Source organism: Anabaena sp. CA = ATCC 33047, assembly GCF_963870205.1.
Classification (GTDB): domain Bacteria; phylum Cyanobacteriota; class Cyanobacteriia; order Cyanobacteriales; family Nostocaceae; genus Trichormus.
In genome coordinates this window covers 1-18756 of the sequence record NZ_CAWMSA010000046.1, presented here as the reverse complement: position 1 = coordinate 18756, position 18756 = coordinate 1, and the positions used below count along the sequence as shown (strand labels likewise).

Annotated in this window: 13 protein-coding genes; 2 read left to right on the top strand and 11 right to left on the bottom strand. The window is 39.5% G+C overall.

Annotated elements, in window-relative coordinates:
- Positions 1–40: 40 nt before the first annotated feature.
- The 11 genes from AACS98_RS15040 to AACS98_RS14990 all read right to left on the bottom strand — a co-directional run bounded on the left by AACS98_RS15040 (position 41) and on the right by AACS98_RS14990 (position 12485).
- Positions 41–1003 (bottom strand): ARC6/PARC6 family protein, encoded by a 963-nt coding sequence (locus AACS98_RS15040; protein WP_066381228.1) that lies wholly within the window; start codon positions 1001–1003, stop codon positions 41–43.
- A gap of 13 nt (positions 1004–1016) precedes the next feature.
- Complete coding sequence (locus AACS98_RS15035) at positions 1017–1919, bottom strand: hypothetical protein (RefSeq protein ID WP_066381226.1); 903 nt, start codon at positions 1917–1919, stop codon at positions 1017–1019.
- Between the two features lie 20 nt (positions 1920–1939).
- The gene (locus AACS98_RS15030; RefSeq protein ID WP_232317159.1) at positions 1940–3205 is read right to left on the bottom strand and encodes a vWA domain-containing protein; all 1266 of its coding nucleotides are present in this window, start codon (positions 3203–3205) and stop codon (positions 1940–1942) included.
- The gene (locus AACS98_RS15025) at positions 3168–4253 is read right to left on the bottom strand and encodes a hypothetical protein (RefSeq protein WP_066381222.1); all 1086 of its coding nucleotides are present in this window, start codon (positions 4251–4253) and stop codon (positions 3168–3170) included. Before AACS98_RS15025 ends, AACS98_RS15030 begins: the two co-directional genes overlap by 38 nt.
- A gap of 17 nt (positions 4254–4270) precedes the next feature.
- Positions 4271–6337: a hypothetical protein gene (locus tag AACS98_RS15020; protein WP_066381220.1), complete on the bottom strand. Its 2067-nt coding sequence runs from the start codon at positions 6335–6337 to the stop codon at positions 4271–4273.
- A 4-nt stretch (positions 6338–6341) separates the two neighbouring features.
- Positions 6342–7223, bottom strand: coding sequence for a TRAFAC clade GTPase domain-containing protein (locus AACS98_RS15015; RefSeq protein ID WP_066381219.1), 882 nt, complete (start codon positions 7221–7223; stop codon positions 6342–6344).
- Complete coding sequence (locus tag AACS98_RS15010) at positions 7216–8037, bottom strand: TRAFAC clade GTPase domain-containing protein (RefSeq protein WP_066381218.1); 822 nt, start codon at positions 8035–8037, stop codon at positions 7216–7218. Before AACS98_RS15010 ends, AACS98_RS15015 begins: the two co-directional genes overlap by 8 nt.
- A 16-nt stretch (positions 8038–8053) precedes the next feature.
- A complete protein-coding gene (locus tag AACS98_RS15005; protein ID WP_066381217.1) occupies positions 8054–8797 on the bottom strand; it encodes a hypothetical protein in 744 nt (247 codons plus the stop codon).
- Between the two features lie 404 nt (positions 8798–9201).
- A complete protein-coding gene (locus AACS98_RS15000; protein ID WP_066381216.1) occupies positions 9202–10074 on the bottom strand; it encodes a hypothetical protein in 873 nt (290 codons plus the stop codon).
- Between the two features lie 906 nt (positions 10075–10980).
- Positions 10981–11838 (bottom strand): hypothetical protein, encoded by an 858-nt coding sequence (locus AACS98_RS14995; RefSeq protein ID WP_066381210.1) that lies wholly within the window; start codon positions 11836–11838, stop codon positions 10981–10983.
- Positions 11839–11906: 68 nt separating this feature from the next.
- The gene (locus AACS98_RS14990) at positions 11907–12485 is read right to left on the bottom strand and encodes a DUF1517 domain-containing protein (RefSeq protein WP_066381208.1); all 579 of its coding nucleotides are present in this window, start codon (positions 12483–12485) and stop codon (positions 11907–11909) included.
- Between the two features lie 516 nt (positions 12486–13001).
- Between AACS98_RS14990 and AACS98_RS14985 the strand changes: the two genes are divergently transcribed.
- Together AACS98_RS14985 and AACS98_RS14980 are read left to right on the top strand one after the other, a co-directional pair.
- Positions 13002–17537 (top strand): PAS domain S-box protein, encoded by a 4536-nt coding sequence (locus AACS98_RS14985; protein ID WP_066381206.1) that lies wholly within the window; start codon positions 13002–13004, stop codon positions 17535–17537.
- 12 nt (positions 17538–17549) lie between these two features.
- Complete coding sequence (locus AACS98_RS14980; RefSeq protein WP_066381204.1) at positions 17550–18635, top strand: hybrid sensor histidine kinase/response regulator; 1086 nt, start codon at positions 17550–17552, stop codon at positions 18633–18635.
- The last annotated feature ends 121 nt before the right edge of the window (positions 18636–18756 follow it).

Genomic DNA, 18756 nt, shown 5'->3' with positions numbered 1-18756 from the left:
ATATACATTTTAATAGTTTTAATTATTTTGGAATAAACACCTAACTAATTTTTCTGTATCCTGAAATTTTCCAATTACTATTTTCTTTTTCAAAAAAATATACAAAAACACCTTGATAAGAACCAGAACTGTCTTGATCAACTCCTTTACTTGTATGAAGATATAATTCCTCATCAACTTTAACTTTTATATAAGGTTTATCATCATTGTTGGAAAAATCTATAATATTTGTAACCTTAGATTTATTATAAGTATAATATGAATCATATTTTATTAACCAAGCTATTGGCCCGTCAGAACTAATTAAGTTTGCATAAAGTGGCCCTGTTGTTAAATCACTGACTAAATTAGTATCATAAGGTGGGCCAAAAATCCGAGGTTTAGCTGCATACCATTGCTGAACTAACTCTAGTGCTTCTTCTTGAGTAATATCATGTGTAGGTTTAGTATTGTTGTTGCTGGGTTGTTCATTATCGGCTTGTGATTGATTCCTATTGATTACTGATGGATTAATCTTCCTTCTAGACTCCTCTTGAGGTTTGACAGTTGAGCGAGGCTGGATAGAATTAGTAGATGATAATGAAACATTAGAATTTGCAGCAACTTGGGGAATATCTAAAGACATTTGCAAGTCAAAACTTTTTGTACCTTGTGGTGCTGATACTTGGATGATATACTTTCCAGTTTTTTCTAAGTTTCTGCTAGTAAGAATTTCATTATCTGGTGCGAATACCCAAATACAAACATCCGCATCGGTGGCATAACTCAGTTTTTGTCCTGATTCAGCTTGGAATTGATAACCAATAGCTTTGTTAGCCTTAGCCTGTCCTGATTTAGTGACTATTTGCTCATTTAATGAAACTTCCTCAACTTCATTCTCACGCAGGGAAATACTAGGTTTTTCTGGACAACCATTAGCTTCCGCAACAGGAGAAGATGACTTCTCTAAATTTTGGCATCCCAACAGGGTTAATAATGTAGAGTATATAATTAGTTTTTTCATTATTGTTTGGATGTTAAATATTAAGTTTGTTGTGTTTAATTTTAATTACCTTCCAATCTTGATTAAGATTATCCCATATCATGTAAAATTTGAGAGATACAGGAATTTTACGCCCATTTTTCATCCTATATTTACTTGACATACTAACTATCGCTGATTCATCATTATATTTTTCTACGTCAATTTGATTAATATCTACAAAATCTACTTTTTGCCACCAATCAATATAAGAGTTATATCCGTCTGGATGAAGTTGTTTATTTTCTTTAACAGCAGGAGGGTAAATATTCCAAGCATCTTGATACTGATGATTGTTAATTTGGGCATAATAATTTTCTATGGCTTTCTTTGGTGATAGTCTGGAAAGGTTATCAGATTGAGAAGTTAGGGGTGTTACAGAAGGTGATGGGGTAGATAATATAGGTGTAGGCTTTATGGAAGAAATTGAAGCAGATTTTCTGGTTGAGTTGATAGCAAGCTGGTTTGATACTAAAGAGGTAGATTGAGAAACTTCTGTGATAGTTTCTAAATTCATGGCTAAATCAAATGTTGTATTACCTCTGGGTGCAGAAATTTGAATGGTGTATTTTCCCGTCATGGGTAATACAACGTCATTTAATATCTGATTATCTGGGGTATAAATCCAAATACAAATATTTTGATTAGTTGTATAAGAAAGTTTTTGACCAGATTGGGCTTCAAAACTATAGCCAATTGATTTATTGCTGCTGGCTATTCCTGATTGGGTGATAGTTTGATTAGTGAGAGAAATTGGTTTAACGTTACTGTTTTCAAGGGTAGATTGTGCTGTGTCAGGACATTCGGATGAGGTTATATTCGTTTGGTTACTGTTTTGAGAACAAGCAGTAATTAGGAAGAAGATTAAAGTAGTTAGAGAGTATATTCTAGTTTTCATAAAGTTCTCCTGACTCGCTTTTAATCCCCTAGTGCTTCTTGCTTCAAATGTTTCCCCCAGTAGTAAAAGGGGAGTACACCACCGAATGCGATCGCACTCAGGATACAGACAACCATGATTGTTCGCACTGTTAAGGGAAGCGATCGCCCGAATACTGTAATCATGTAAGGTTTTGCTGATGACTTAACTGTTTGGTTGGCTTTATCAGTCACCACAACCTGCACATTATGTTTAGAACCCCTGTCTGCATTAGGTTGGGTGTAGGTGATTTCGTACTCTCCTAACAAAGCATTGAGGAATAGTTGTAAATTTTGGGCGATCGCTTCTGCATCTCCAGAAAACTCCGCAATTCCCCCAGTTAACCTAGCGATTTCCGCCAAACGCTTTTGATCTACAAATTCCGCTTCTGGAACTTTCTTTGCACCTACACCAATATCACCACGGGTAGCTGGTTTTCCCAAGTTGTATTTTCGTCCTAATTGTTGTGGTGTTAAGCCATACCCCAAGGTATGCACGGTAATATTACTATTTCTCTTAAGTAGAGTAGTTAAAGTTTCAAAATCCTCTTTTTCATTTGTGGCATTGTGATAACCATCAGATAGCAAAATAATCGACAGTCTAGGTTGAGGTTGGGGAGAATTTTCCGGTACATAAAAACGGGTGTCTTCAGCATTAGCTAAAAACCTCATGGCTTTTCGCAACGGTTCATAAAGATTAGTAGAAGCACAGGGAGTTACATTAGCGAGGTAATCAAGATAGTTTTTTAACTTAAAATCATTCGCTGCAAAAAATTTATTGAGAGTTTCTTGATTAACAGCATATCCTCGGCAATTAGTCCCAGGTTCACCAAAAGGAACAATAGAAATTTGGGTATTTCCTCCACGTTCCCCTAATACCTTAGTAACTTGTCGAATAGCGTTAATAGCACCTGTAATTTTTTTCGTTCCGCGACTGTCTCGCATATTCATACTGCCACTAAAATCGATTAAAACTATAATCCAAGCTGGTGGCGGTATGCTTTCTTCTGGACTTTTCCAATCTTTAGTTTTAAATGGCAGTTCTTTATTATCGACAATTAATTTAAAATTTGTGTCTTGTAGACCCATCACAGGTTTATCTTCTATACTTTTAACTTTAATGCGAATAGTTACTTGGTCATCCTTAACGCTAGGATTACCAACAATCTCTACTTTTTTAGCCTGTCCCCAACTCGGTAAAGCCACAGCAGCCATCATCAGGATTGATAAGCTAAGATTGCGGGTCAAGGAAACGATTATAGTAGACAAATCTATACATTTTTTCTTCATTCTTGCCATCCATCTTGACTGTATGAAACGTCAAAACATAGTTATGTCTTAAACGCACGTTACGCCGAGAAACTAAACGTTCACCATTCACCTCAATTGTGTTGAAATAATTGAAGTCTGGAGTTAAAAAAGCTTCACGTTTTTTCAGAACTATATCGGCAACGTGTAGCGGCAAACCGGGAATATAGATATGTGCTTCTTTTTCAGCAGAACCTATTTTAATTATGCCATTACTTGGTAACTGAATAGATAAACCTTCTTCAATTTCTTCATTTTCATCATCGTTAACAAACGTCAGTAGAGATTTATCAATATATGGGTTGGATTTATGAACACCTTCTAATTGAGGAATCGCATCTTGGTAATTAAAGCCTGTGAATTCAAATCCTGTGCCAGCCCTCAAAGCAGCCATATAACTGGGGGAATTGGTGAAACTAAACACTAAACCCAGTAATAAACCCAAGAGAGAAAACCCTAAAGGATCTTCTGCACTTTTAAAAGCTGCTGGTATTTCACTCAAAGATGTGCGAATAAATTCAAAAATCACAGCCGCAACTAAACTAGCAGCACTAGCACCAATAACACTGGTAAGAAATCTTTGTTTAAAACGTTTAGGTTCACCTGCTTCTAAACTGTGCCAACGCCAGCTTAACCCTTCAGCAATACCCACAGAACAACCAATCAACAGCCAACCCAAAGTCCTAACAATTGGAGTGGGGACGCTAATGAATGGTAAAAATAAAATTTGGGAAATTAACCCAGCAATTAACCCAGCCAAAATTCCTAAACCAATGGCTATGAGTAGGGGAGTTTTAGCGATGCGGAAGTTAATTTTAATTCTGGTGGGGTTACTGATAAATATTTCATTCATCACCATCCCAAATGCTAGAGAAATCGCGATGCAGGGAAATAAGATAATTTCTGGAAATGAGGTTAATAAACCTATATCAGTCAGGAAGAATTGACCGATATTCCAGCCTATTAAGGCGGATGTTATGCCAGCTAATATGTACAGGTAAAATCTCATCTTTTAATTTAATTTGTTTAATTTAGTTGAAAGTGTTTTCTCAAATCTTTGAGTAATGATGTAGCGGTTTGATTGCCTATTTCTATATATGCGGTAGCAGAATCACTACCTACCCTGTCTTCCTGATATTTATGTATAGCTTTAGCTAAGTTTCTCCTTTGTGGATTGGATAGTTCGTTAATTGGGTAATTCAGTTCTGAAAGCTTGAAAGTGTTTTTAATTTCAGTAATAACCTGAGTTTTGCTAATTTTCTTGTTATTTTTATTGCTATCTTCAAAAATGGTATCAACAATTGTATTAAGTGCTTTCTTTGTTTTATCAAACTTTTCATCTGCAATTGCTTCTTCTATTACATCGTCTTCTTTTATAGGTTTATCACTAGAAGAAGGTTTTATATTTGATGTTGTATGTTGCCTATATGATGATGACTGCGAAACACTTTTAGGTAAAATAAACCCAAGAAATAACCCACTACCAAAAAGAAATATTGATAGAATAATGACTGTTCTAATTGGCACAATATACCCCCGACATAGAAAATCAATAAGTAAATAACTAAGAGTTTCAAACCAACTAAGCTCTTTTTTTATTTTTACACCTAAAACGGGTGGAGCAAACAACATTGCTCTATGTTCAGAAAAAGCAGTAACAAATATATTTTTAGGTACTAAACCATAGCTTACTTGATAGAAATAAGCGGCTAAGACATATTCTTCTAAATGCAAAAATAACTCGGCTAATGGCTTGTAATAAGATTTAGTTGATTTCTGAGTATAATATGTTTTATAATATGATATTAATTCTTGCCAAACCTGTAGATAAAAATTAAATGAACTTCCCTCTATTCTCGCTCTATTGTTAGATTGAATCGTATCGGAAATCAATTTTAAATCTTTTAATATTTCTACAATAAAATCTTTATGCACAGGAAACCAAGCACTTCCTTTTGACTTGATTAAGCAATAAACAGCTTCAGGTGTAATATTTTGGTTGAGCAATTCAGGAAGAATAAATTTAAGCCCTTCAAGAAGTTTATTTTGAGGAAAATCTTTACGAATAGCGGCTTGAAATTCTAACGAGATAGTTTGATTATCATCTGGTTTATTCTTACCGCCTTTCACATTCAACCAACCTAAAAACTCTGGTAAAGTTTCTGGAATTACCATTGCTCTGAGCGTCATCAGTCGCACCATTTGCGGACTATAAATTTTTTGGCTAATTGCTATTGCTGCTCCTTGCCCATCAAAGAGAGAATGCCAATATTTTGAGGTAATATCTTTATGCTCAACAGCCTCAGCAATTATTCGCACAGCTTCAGGTTTGACTTGAGAACTATTCATTAAACTCCGAAGTGCTGACTTCAGGGCTTCTTCGTCTACAACTACTGGTACAGACACTTGGGGAACATGAGCGATCGCCCTGAGCAAAATTTGATAAGCGCGATCGCTTGCTGGTTGAATCACCTGAAAACGATGGGGTTGCTCTAACGCCTCCACATTAAACGCCCATGCAACAGGCTGAATTTGATGATGAAGGTTGTATTTTCTAATTGCTAAAGCGTTGATAGTTTCTAATTCATATCGCTGTTCAGGTGGTAAGAGCGTCGGTTGAGGTTGGTGTAAGGGTAAATTTTTAGCTTCTTGTGTCACGTCAGGCAGAGCAAAAGAACCATCAAAGAAGTAAAATTGTCCAACACTTCTATAATCAAACGGGTTAAATGTAGGTCTACGTTGATTTTCCCAACCAGCTATTAGTAGTTTTAGATTATTTTCTCCCTCACACAAAAAATAACGATACACGGAGAGACTACGCCCTTTTTCATCCCGTCCCCGTGTGACTACAGCCAATACAGACCAAGCATCGTTTCCTGTTCCCACCACCCGACCAATCAGTGCTGGTTGCTCAGTAGCTGCTCCCTCTGTAACAGCAAATTCCCGATTAGCAATTGAACGCTCAACAACTTCAGGAATACGCTCAAGAGTGCGATTCATATACTGTCCGGTAAATCCCAAGGACACCCAACCACCATCAGCAGTCCTTTCGGCTCTAATACCTGTGCTGAACTCGTGAATTTCAATACTCATCTGCTTAACCCTTATCTAATTCTTTGTGGCGATCGCCTGTACACAGCCAATAAATCGGAGCTACTAAACCAAATGGTCGCCAGCGTTTTGGCTCTTTAATTACTGCTGTCACACCACCACGATCACGCTTAAGTAACTGCACATTCGGCTCCGGGAAATTATTCCCCAACATTCCAAACGCCGAAGTAGTAAAGTATTCCACGCTACCGCTTCCTATCTGCTGCCAAGCCTGTAATTTTCTGTGAACTTGAGGGAAACGAGCCTCAGCCAGAAACCCCGGTCTATGGCGATTTATCCATAACTCCGGTTGTTCACACTTGGTTAATACAAAAGCGATTCTTCGCTTGTCCAATTCCAAATCAGTACGGTCAAGCAAAGTTAAAAATTTATCTAACCCATTAGCATATTCCCCATCTTTCCCCCGACTACTACCATCAGCCAAGAACATTATCCCCGTCGCTAGGGAACAATCCTCTAAATATTCCTGTAGTTGCGGATTTCCGGCTTGATACAACAAGTCACTGAAAAACTCCCCTGAGTAGTCTTTGCTGCTAATATTCAGATTGACTAATTGAGAACCGATATTAGCTTTCAGGGTAATTCTCAAGGTGTAATCGTTGATATCTGCTGTATTAGCAGTCAAATCCGTAGGTTCTAACTGTAACCCTTGTTCTAGAATATTCTGCGCTTTACTAATCAGTTCTTCTCCAGCTTCGCCAACAGGTATGACTGTCTGTACAGGGCTAGTAGGGTCAGCATTAGGCCATCTTGCCAATGATGCCATATATGCAGTTTTTCCCGAACCGCGATCGCCAATCACCCGCAACACCGCATTTCTCTGCTGAGATTCCAAACTAGCTGTTTTTGTCTTGAACCAATTAAGCATCGTCTCTCATCCTCTTGCCTGTACTTAGCCAATAGAGAGGGGAAATCATCCCATAAGGTCGCCACCGATTACCCTCTCGCAAAACCGAACGGACACCATCAGTCCCCGATTCCATCACCCGATTTGGTCTAGGATTATTCCGACCCAAAACACCAAAGGTTGATATAGCGTAAAATCGTAAATTTTGAGCCGGAATTTTCTCTTTTAAAATCGACTTAGTTTTAGGTAAGTGAATATCAAATAAATCTGCTTCCGGGTCTAGACGACCTGGCCATAATTCACCCCGTTCACACTTACTCATAGCTACAGCCAAACGTAAATTATTAGCCCTATCGTGAGTATCCATTAATTGAATAAACCGTTGCAAAACTCGACTATAAAATTTATCAGTGCCTTTTTTCCATTCCGTCAGCAGAATTAAACAGCCATTGACATCTTTACTTAAGCATTCCTCTATAAACTCCTCATGCAGTGGATTTGATGAACCTGTTTCTAATTCTTCAAATATTTCTCCGGGATAATCTCGCACCACTAAGTTTATTTGTTGTTTTGAGAAATTTCTTTTAATTTCAATATTGAATGAGTAAACAGGCAATTCATAGATATTTCTCACATGAGAACTGGTAGGTTCTAAAGATGCTCCTTCTAAAATAATATTTTCAGCTTTATCTACTAGCTTGCGAGTCTCATCATTAATCGGTTGAATATGAAAATTATTTTTTTTCCATGCAGCTTTTGCTGGCTGATAAGCTAACGCCGCTAGATAAGTAGTTTTACCCGATCCAATTGGGCCAATAACGCAAATGTTCCCCATATCTATGATTTTTCGATTATTTAGCCAAATAACTCCCCAGATATATCCAAGGCAATTCTAAAAGTGAACGATGGTAAATTGAAGTAATAAAACAGCGCACTGATAAGCCGGAAATTTTCTGATTAATTTGCGCTAATTGAGATTGAATTGGTTTAAAATATCGTTGCAAAATATAACTATGGCGTTGTTGCCAATTCATTTGATTTTTATAAGGACTGTAAGCCAGTTTTGCTGCTTCCTGTGGCAAATCACAAAACAAGTCAGCTTTATTTAAACAAATAGCAATATGTCTTAATTTTGGACAGTCTCGACTGAAAAACTCCACCCAACGCTCAAACCGATGACACCATTGCTGTTGACTAGGAAATTGCTCTAGTTCTACACCCGGCTGAAAGTTCATTCCTCGATGGGGAGGAAGTATCAATAAAACACCTTCACTATTGCGGATATTTTCTAACAGCTTCTGCCATTCAGTAAAATTATCTACTTGCCAACTTTTACGCCAGACTTCTCCCGGTGTATCAATCCAATCGACAAATACTTGTTTATTACCCGTGGGTAGTCGCACTTGCATCTCTAAATCACGTTGATAAATCACATCTGTAGCTTTAGTTCCCTGCAACTTGTCATCCAGTAACAAGGAACTGAGATTTTCGTAATCTGGAGTGATTACGTTTACGTACTCATGTTTAGGGTTAGCCAACTCCATTGCTAAGTGTGTCTTACCAACCGAGCGATCGCCTATATAGATAACTCCCACATTAATGTACCTATGACTACATTTATCATACCTTAATAGGTTATTAATTTATCTAAACGCTTCTTTTTTTTAGTTAAATTTACTGAAGAAATGAAGTAACATAACATAATCAGCAATAAAAATTAAAATGCGATCGCTGCTAATCATAGATGAGCGATCGCACTTGTTATATAGCAGTTAGTAGGGTGCGTCAGAATGAATATTGTCTTGGTATAGCTAGAGTTTCTCGTACTGACGCACCCTACATTATCTGACGCACCCTAAATTTTGGATGTTTTTGTTATCTGGAAGTCCCTTAAAGAAGTTTTCCCCCTTTTTTAAAAGGGTTAAGGGAGAAACTGAATAAAATCTGATACTTAAGAGACATCCTCTAATGACTAATGACTAATAACTAAGCCTAAATTTTACCTCATAAACAGACAATTCCGTTGTCGTGATGAAAGAGAATTTGCTAATGTATTCAACTGTTGTTTATAAAAAATCGATTTACAATAATGTGGATTTTTAGGAAATTTAGAAGTATAGGAAAAAATAATGACGAATCTTTCCGAATTTAAAGGTACTTTACCACGATGGAAAATGCTACCTGTATCTGCAAAAATTACAGTACCAGCATTACCTATGCTTGACTTCCATTCACAGGCAGGAATAATTGATTGCATAACTTTATCTGAAACAGTGCTATGTCTGTATCTGATTAACCTCTTTGCTAACTCACTGCCATTTCTAGGAATATATTGAAAAGGCCCCCCATCTTCATTGACATCATTTAAATAAATAAAAATTTTCAGCATGTGCCTATCTTCGTGATCTATATGCCATCGCCTTGATTTGATTTGCATGCCATTCACCAAATCTCTCCGAAAAGAAGGCCCCATATAGAAAACTGGCAACCCTAGATGCTTTTCTGCAATATTGATCAGTTTTTCTTCCAAACCCCACAAAAAAATATCTAAATAGTTATTAATTTGAGTAGGTGTAGCTTCAATATAATATTGATTTTTTCTTTGAGGACTTACCCTTAATAGTTCTGGTATCAAACTATGAGATGCCTGAAGCAATTTAGGCGTAGAAGCAAGATTTAGTTTATCTAGAGATGATAAAAACACCCCTTGATTTTTAAGAGAATTCACACAAGTTAAATCATCTGAAGACAGAACAGGTAAATGAGTCGCATACTTTTGTTTTGCTATTTGATAATTCCACTCTAATGGAATGCGAATAAATGGCAAGTAAAAAACTTCTCTTAAACTCAAGTTAAGTATACGACGTAGCATTTGTTATGTCCGTAAAAATTATACAACGATGGCTTAAAAAAGTTCAGATAGTGTTTTAAAAGCCCTCAATGGTTAAACAATTATGCGAATCGCAGAACTATAATCCGGACACTCCAATATAAATTCAACTCTCGGAATTTGTAGCGAGAGTCTTATAGTTGTAAATTCATCTCTGACACCATTAAATCCACCAATGAGGGAGCATCCCAAATGTGTAAATTTATTTTTACCCAATGTCAAAGGCTGGGAAGAAACGAACCACGAAGGACGCAAAGATCACGAAGGTAAGAAAGTTCAGAGAGTTTTTGGTGTTGCTGCGGTTATTTTTGCAAAATTGGGATGCTCCCACCAATGAAGTGTACAAAACATCACTTTGATAGCAGATTTAAGTCTGTCTGTTATAAGTATTTCAAGTTGCTATTTTTTTTGATTAATTTATACCAAGGGTGCTGTTAGCTAAACTTCTCAACATATTTACTGTATGATTTTTTTACAAATAAAATAGGAAAATATCTGATAAAATCGAATAATTTGGGAATTAATCTACTATTAACTACTGAGAAATAACTATAAAAATTAATATTCCAGGACTCTATTTAATTGTCCTCATTGTTGCTTCTAGTACGGATAAATCAATTTTCGCCCGTCAGCATTTTCAACCTTGTAAAAGGGAACAGGGAACAGGGAACAAGAAAAGAGAAAACATCAGCATCAAAAACTTATCATCAGTAATTAGCCGGACATGATATTACGCAACTGGCATATTAGTAGGGTGCGTCAGATATCAAACATACGTTTATTGACAGCATTGAAACAGTCTGACGCACCCTACAAGACTACAAGACTGGGAAGCGAAAAATGTTCAATTCCCAGTCCCCAGTCACCAGTCCCCAGTCCCTAGCTTAACTAACGCCGTCTGCCAAAACCACTTGAGCGACGGACGGGAGAACGACCACTACCAAAACTACTACCGCTAGGTTGGCGTTTATTTGTAGTAGATTTACCAGAAGAGCGCAGGGTACTGCTACCAAAACCAGAACCAGAAGGACGGTTTGTAGTAGTACGTGTTGTAGAGGTACTGGAATTACCAGATGACCTTCTAATTGTGCCTGTAGTTCTAAAAGCAGTCCGATTTTTGACAGCTGCGGGTGCTGAATTATAGCGAGTCCGGTAACTCTCAACAGCTTGGTTATAGCTGCTGCCATAACCACCGTAGCCTGTTAGTACAGTACCAGGTTGATAAACAGGCGGTACGTAATACTGAGGTCTAAATAATAAGCTACCCAATGCTTGACCCGCTAACGCTCCTGCAAAGGGTGTCCAGAAGTTACTTTCTTGGCGAACTACAACCGTTTGCGGTTGCCCTGTCTGGGGATTAGTTCTAGTTTCTGTGACGTTGTGGACGTACTCAATTTTAAAATCTTCAGTTAAATACAAAACTGGCTGTCCGTTATCAACCTTCAGATAGGTTTTTTTACCTTCTTTGATTTCTTCGTCAGTCAGCCTTGCCATTTGTAACTTTTCGGTGCTAAATGTAGGGGGTGTACTGTTGAGTAAAAATAAAGTGTACTCCCCAGAACCATCATCATAAGTGGCTTGTTGGACTGAATACTGACCATCACTGAGCTTAGTAGCAGTGGAAGTTGGGCGAGAATTGCCGTTATTAGAGGTAGTTTGAGTTTCTCCGCCACAGGCGACAGTTGTTAAGCACAAACTCACCACTAACACAAAGGATGTAAATTTACGTAATATGGACATGATCATGGCATTATAAGCTTATCTCCGAGCTTAACAAGTTCTCACAGGGAGCAGTGTACGGACAACCCCATCAGTTACAACGGTATCAATTCTGGATAATATTGCAATAGCTGATCGTTTGTCAGTTCATCACCGAACCGTGCGGGTGAGAAATGTACTTGAATAGCCCTAAGTTTATGATTGTAATGTAGATTAATTAAGGCTTTTAACCCTTGCTTCAACGCCTGAATATTCGCTAAGTCAGTTTCTAAATCTGGAACTTCTCCTTCAAAAGCTACGGTAATCATCACTATGATGTTACGTGTCGGCGGCAGGGATAAGGGCTGATTAACATCAGAATTGATCTCTAAATCAGCACCATATCTTTCGGCAGAATCGCTAAATAATTCATTGACATAATCTCCCGCTTCGCCTTCATTCCAGAAGACATCGCCTTCATTAGCAGCAGAAAGCCAGTATTCATCAGAGCGTAGGAGAGTTTCGCACAGGTCTACTAATCCCTCTCCCATGACTTGCAAATCACCCTCAGCATCAATTGCTTCTCTGGCGATGCGATTCAATTCTCCCAAAATTGGGGCGACATCAGACCCCCCTAAATGTAGAAACAGGCGACAGACTACATAGCGAGTCTTACCCATCATTCTGTTGAACATATCTTTTCTGCCATACAACTGTAAGTCAAGTACATTGTACAATTTGAGCAATCATGACCCGCCAGAATGTGGTTGTACGCGTTGGCTGTAGCCTACCGTGATCTGAAGGCGACGAATTCAAAAGTAATGCCAATAGTTTGATAAAAAAACATCGTGGCCTGTGCATCGCCCTACTAGCGTGGCAAGGCTAAAATGATGCACAAATATAGTTCTTGTGGTGTAAGCTCTCTAGCCTGCACCGTACGGGCTTCTAGCCCGTACCACAAGAGAGTTTTAATGCAACATTTAAGGCTTGCCACGCCACTACTAACTGTTGCCTGTTGCCTGTTCCCTGTTGCCTGTTCCCTATTCCTTCCTGTTGCCTGTTCCCTGTTGCCTATTCCCTGAAATTAAACCCACTCTAGTATAAATTTTCTCTAAAGATAAATGATTGATGTAATATTTATGTCTATTTTGGTTTATAAAAGTTAATGAGTTGGCAATATCACCAGCTATTTTCTTCATTTTGTTGTCATAATGGATACGAATCTATCTGTCGATATTGCTGAGGCAGAAAGGGATAATGTGGATGTTCTGCTGACAGCAGCGATGATCCGTCATCCTTTAGTGGTTACTGCTGATATGCCAGCAATAGAGGCATTGCGGTTAATGAGTAAAACTAGAATCGGTAGCTTGCTATCGACTGATGGGCATCAGTCTGGGCTAGGATTCGCAGTTCCAGCCAGTTGTGTATTAGTGATGGAAAATAGCCAACTGGTAGGTATTTTGACACAGCAGGATGTAGTTCGCTTAAGTGCGGAGGGATACAATTGGGCTGAAGTCAGTACGGGTGAGGTAATGACTCATCCTGTAATTACCTTACAGTATTCTGAGTTTGAGAATCTCTCTGGCTCATTCAACTTATTTTGTCAATATCAAATTCGACATTTACCTGTAGTTGATGATACAGGAAGAATAAAAGGTTTATTGACCTATGAGAATGTGATCAAGGCGTTGAGGTGTCTAGAGAAAAGGAAATTACAGCGATCGCAATTAGAGGAGAAGAGCCAAGTCAGTTTGAGAAATAGTGAGCAGTTTTATGCAGCTATCATCGCCAATGCTCCAGCCGGGATATTTTATACAGATAGCCAAGGTAACTGTCAGTACGTCAATCAAAAATGGCAAGAAATAGCAGGATTGACTATGGCGGAGGCATTAGGTACAAAGTGGTCACAAGCTTTGCATCCGCAAGACCGCGATCGCGTCTTTCATGAATGGTACGACAGCGTTAGTCAGCAACAGCCATTTTTCACAGAATGCCGCTATCAAACTCCACAGGGTAAAATCACTTGTGTGGTGGTGCGTGCCACACCTACAGTAGATAGCAATGGTAATTATAGCGGTTATGTAGGAACGATTACAGATATTACCGAACAGCAAGCCGCCCTCCGGGAACGTAAACGCATCGCCGGACAATTGGAAATGCACAACCGCATTCTTGCCAGAATTGCCAGAGGGGAAGCATTGGCGGATATTCTCCAGACCTTGATTGCAGGTATGGCACAAGGATTTGATGGTGCTTTATTTTGTGTCATGCTCCTAGACAAAGAAAGTCGGTTGCACCATGCGGCATCCCTGAATTTACCACCAGATTACATCAGTATCGGTGATGGCTTGCTGATTGGTGAGGGTGTTGGCTCCTGTGGTACGGCTGCTTATCGCCGACAAGTAGTCATTGTCTCCGATATTGCCAATGATCCGCTTTGGCAACAAATGAAGGAAACACCCCTGAGTTATGGCTTGCGGGCTTGCTGGTCTGCGCCGATTATTGCTAGTAATGGTCAGGTGTTGGGTACGTTTGCGGTATATTATCGCCAAGTGAAAACACCCACAGCATCTGATATCAAAACAATTACCCTTGCCGCCCACATTGCCGGGATTGCCATTGAACGCCAACGTTCGGTGATTGCTTTGCAAAAAAGCGAGAGTTTTCTGCGTGCCATCTATGAAGATGTGGAACAAGCGATTTTTGCCTTAGAAATCGATAGTCTGGGGCAATATCGCTATGTAGTTTGGAATCCTGTGGCAGAAAGATTTTTTGGCATTAGCCTTTTAGAAGTACAAGGCAAAACTCCAATCGAAGTGTTTGGTAACTCCTTTGGGGAATCACAAGCAAGACACTACGAAACTTGTGTCAACTTGGGTGAAACTTATTATTACGAAGAATACATTACTAATCCCCAAACCAATCGCAGCTATTGGGTACTGGTGACACTCAAACCCTTACGGGATGAAACTGGGCGCATTTATCGCTTGATTGGTACTGGTGCTGATATCACTAGGCGCAAACGTGCCGAAGAATCTTTACGCACCCTAGTTGAAGGTACTGCCACGGTGACGGGTACAGAGTTTTTCTCGGCTTTGGTGCGCTATACGGCACAAGCTCTAGATGCCCCCTACGTTTTAGTTTCAGAATTGATTGGCGATCGCCTACACACTTTAGGATTTTTTGCCAATAACGCATTACAACCCCCAATCAGCTATGTTGTAGCTGATACACCTTGTGAGATGGCACTGGCACAGGGTATATATTACTGTCCTCATCAAGTTTATCAAGAATTCCCCGAAGATTTTCATCTGCAAGGAATACAGCCAGAAAGCTACTTAGGTGTAGCACTACGAGAGAACAATGGTGTAGTCATAGGCAACCTCTGCATTCTTGATACCCGTCCTTTAGAAGAACCAGAACGCATCGAAGCAACTTTACGGGTTTTTGCAGCGCGTGCGTCTGCCGAATTAGCACGTCAACGTGCTACACAAGCTCTGCAAAAACTCAACGAACAACTAGAAACCAAAGTCATACAACGAACGGCAGCACTCAAAGAAAGTGAAGCTCGCTTCCGCGCTACCTTTGAGCAAGCAAATGTCGGGATGATTGAAGCGAATTTACAGGGCAGATTCACCCGCATGAATCAAAAATTTGGCGAGATTGTGGGTTACTCCGCCGCAGAATTGCTGGGCAGAAGCTTTACTACGATTACCCATCCTGAAGATATTGCTGTGGGTGAACAACAAATGCAGTTGCTGTTATCTGGGGAAGTTCAGACTTTTGCCCGCGAACAACGGTATATTCACAAACAAGGCAAGTCTGTCTGGGCTTACTTAACTATTTCCTTGGTGCTGTCGCTTTCTGGCGAACCAGAATATTTAATCGGTGTGATTCAAGATATTAGCGATCGCAAACACGCAGAGGAAATTTTGCAAAAACAAGCACAGCGTGAAAGACTACTGAGGAATATTACTCAACATATCCGCCAATCTCTGGATTTAGAATCAATTTTATCGGCAGCCGTCAACGAAATTAGGCAAACTTTCCAGGCAGACAGAGCTTTAATTTTTCGGCTGATGACTAATGGCTGTGGGATGGTGCTGGAAGAATCTGTAGTTCCAGAATATCCCATGATAGACAGTATGTTATGGCAAGATGAATGCTTCCCAGAACAATGTTATGAGTTTTACCGTCAGGGTAATGTCCGCATCGTCACGGATACTCAAGATGATGATTGGGGAAATTGTCTCAAGGAGTTCATGCAGGAAGCAAGGATAAAATCCAAAATTGTCGCTCCTATTGTCCAAAAAGTCGAAAATAAACGTCCCAGAGTTTGGGGACTAATTAGCATTCATGCTTGTGCTGCACAACGTCAATGGCAACCAGATGAAGCTAATCTACTTCAGCAAATCGCCAGTCAATTATCGGTAGCCATTCAGCAAGCGGATTTGTATCAACAGGTACAAACTGAACTGAGCGATCGCAAACGAGCCGAAACAGCTTTGTCTAATTTGAATGAACAACTGCTGCACACTAACCACCAATTAGCCCGTGCTACTCGTCTCAAAGATGAATTTTTAGCTAGTATGAGTCACGAGTTGCGTACACCCCTCAACGCTATCCTGGGAATGTCGGAAGGTTTGCTAGATGGTGTATTTGGTAGTTTAACCCAAAAGCAGCAACGCGCTTTGACTACTATCGAGCGTAGCGGTAAACATTTGCTCGAACTAATTAACGACATCTTGGACTTAGCCAAAATCGAAGCCGGTAAACTCAAACTAGAAATAGCTGCCGTTGCTGTCAGTTATTTGTGTGAGTCTAGTTTGGCTTTTGTCAAACAAATGGCATCTCAGAAACAAATTCAACTCACCTTGAATATTCAAAATACTGTCACAGAAATTGCTGTAGATGAACGACGGATCAGGCAAGTGTTAATTAACCTGCTCAATAATGCTGTAAAATTTACCCCCGAAGGTGGCTCTGTAATTTTAGCTGTGAGACGAGAGAGCATGGAAAACTCTCATCCTTCAGCAAATACCCCTTCGCCAACCTCACAATCATCTACCTGGATCAGTTTTTCGGTAATCGATACAGGTATTGGCATTGCTCCAGAAGATATGGGTAAGTTGTTCCAATCCTTTGTGCAGATTGACAGCCGCCTGAATCGTCAGTATACCGGCACAGGATTAGGACTAGCTTTAGTACGCCAAATCGCAGAATTACATGGCGGAAATGTCACTGTCAGTAGTGAGGTAGGCAAAGGTAGTTGCTTTACCGTGCGTTTACCTGATACATCGCAAAAATTTATATTGCCTCCGCTAACAGCAGATGTACAATCATCAGAGTTAATACCATCACTCGTTGATTTACCCACAGAATCACCCTTAATTCTGTTAGCAGAAGATAATCAGGCTAATATTGAAACTATTTCTAGCTATCTGGAAAGTCGAGGGTATCGGCTGATACTGGCTAGTGATGGAGAAACGGCTGTGGAATTGGCTAGAACACAACGCCCCAGCTTGATTTTGATGGATATTCAAATGCCTGGAATCGATGGGTTAGAAGCTACCCGTCGTATCCGTGAACACCAGGAATTAGCTCAGGTTCCCATTGTGGCTTTGACTGCCTTAGCTATGCCAGGCGATCGCGAAAAATGCCTCGAAGCAGGGGCCAATGAGTACGTCAACAAACCTGTCAAACTCCGAGAGCTAACAAGTATCATTCAACACTTATTATCAACTTAATTTCTCTACTCAATGGATAAGCAACCATTCATTTTAGTCGTTGACGATGAACCAGATAATTTTGATGTAATTGAAACCTTGCTTTTTCATGAAGGTTATAATTTAAACTATGCGGCTAATGGTCAACGAGCAATTGAGCGTTTAGCAAAGTTTCAACCTGATGTGATTTTATTGGATGTAATGATGCCAGATGTAGATGGCATTGAAGTATGCAAACGCATCAAATCTAACCCTCAGTGGCGGCATATTCCGATTATCATGGTGACAGCCTTAACGGCAAAAGAAGATGTAGCCAAGTGTCTAGCCGCAGGTGCAGATGACTTTATCAGTAAACCTGTTAATGGTTTAGAGTTACGTGCTAGGGTGCATTCAATGTTGCGAATTAAGCAGCAACATGATCAGTTACAGGCTTTGCTTCAGTTCCGAGAAGATATGGTCAACATGATGTTGCATGATATGCGAAATCCCCTGACCTCTATTATCCTAGCCACGGAAATCTTGAAATTACCTGATTTTCCAGCCGCAAAGCAGCAAAACAAGATTGAGCAGATTGTCTCTAGTGTACAGCAGTTGCAATCTTTGATTGACCATCAGTTGCTCATGGCTAAGTTAGAATCAGGCAAAATGGTTTTAAACTTGACAAAGAACAACGTTTGTGATATATGTCTGTCAGTATTAGCCAGCTTTGAGGCGATCGCATCACAAAAAAATCTACAACTGATCAGTCAATTATCTGCGTCTGAAATTCAGATTAATTTAGATGCTGCCATCTTTCGCAGAGTTTTAGATAACTTAGTTTCCAACGCCATCAAGTTTTCTCCGAAAAACAGCCAAGTTGTCTTGAGGGCAAATCAATCGGGTGCAGGTGGAGTGACAATTCAAGTTGCTGATTTTGGTTCAGGAGTACGTGACGACCTCAAACAAAGTATATTTGAAAAATACGAAGTCGGAAAACAAATACCAGAAGTATCTCAATTAGGTTTAGGTTTAGCCTTTTGCAAAATGGCAATTGAAGCCCACGGTGGTACAATCACCGTAGAAAATAATCAACCCCAAGGGGCGGTATTTAAAGTCTTTTTACCAGGGAGTAGGGAGTAGGGAGTAGGGGAAGCAGGGGGCAGGGGGCAGGGGGCAGGGGGCAGGAGGAGAAAAACTAATGACTAATGACTAATGACTAATGACTAATGACTAATGACTAATGACTAATGACTAATGACTA

Coding starts and splice junctions, on each gene's coding strand:
- AACS98_RS15040 (WP_066381228.1), bottom strand. CDS start 1,003: ATGAAAAAACTAATTATATACTCTACATTATTAACCCTGTTGGGATGC.
- AACS98_RS15035 (WP_066381226.1), bottom strand. CDS start 1,919: ATGAAAACTAGAATATACTCTCTAACTACTTTAATCTTCTTCCTAATT.
- AACS98_RS15025 (WP_066381222.1), bottom strand. CDS start 4,253: ATGAGATTTTACCTGTACATATTAGCTGGCATAACATCCGCCTTAATA.
- AACS98_RS15020 (WP_066381220.1), bottom strand. CDS start 6,337: ATGAGTATTGAAATTCACGAGTTCAGCACAGGTATTAGAGCCGAAAGG.
- AACS98_RS15015 (WP_066381219.1), bottom strand. CDS start 7,223: ATGCTTAATTGGTTCAAGACAAAAACAGCTAGTTTGGAATCTCAGCAG.
- AACS98_RS15010 (WP_066381218.1), bottom strand. CDS start 8,037: ATGGGGAACATTTGCGTTATTGGCCCAATTGGATCGGGTAAAACTACT.
- AACS98_RS15000 (WP_066381216.1), bottom strand. CDS start 10,074: ATGCTACGTCGTATACTTAACTTGAGTTTAAGAGAAGTTTTTTACTTG.
- AACS98_RS14995 (WP_066381210.1), bottom strand. CDS start 11,838: ATGATCATGTCCATATTACGTAAATTTACATCCTTTGTGTTAGTGGTG.
- AACS98_RS14990 (WP_066381208.1), bottom strand. CDS start 12,485: ATGTTCAACAGAATGATGGGTAAGACTCGCTATGTAGTCTGTCGCCTG.
- AACS98_RS14985 (WP_066381206.1), top strand. CDS start 13,002: ATGGATACGAATCTATCTGTCGATATTGCTGAGGCAGAAAGGGATAAT.
- AACS98_RS14980 (WP_066381204.1), top strand. CDS start 17,550: ATGGATAAGCAACCATTCATTTTAGTCGTTGACGATGAACCAGATAAT.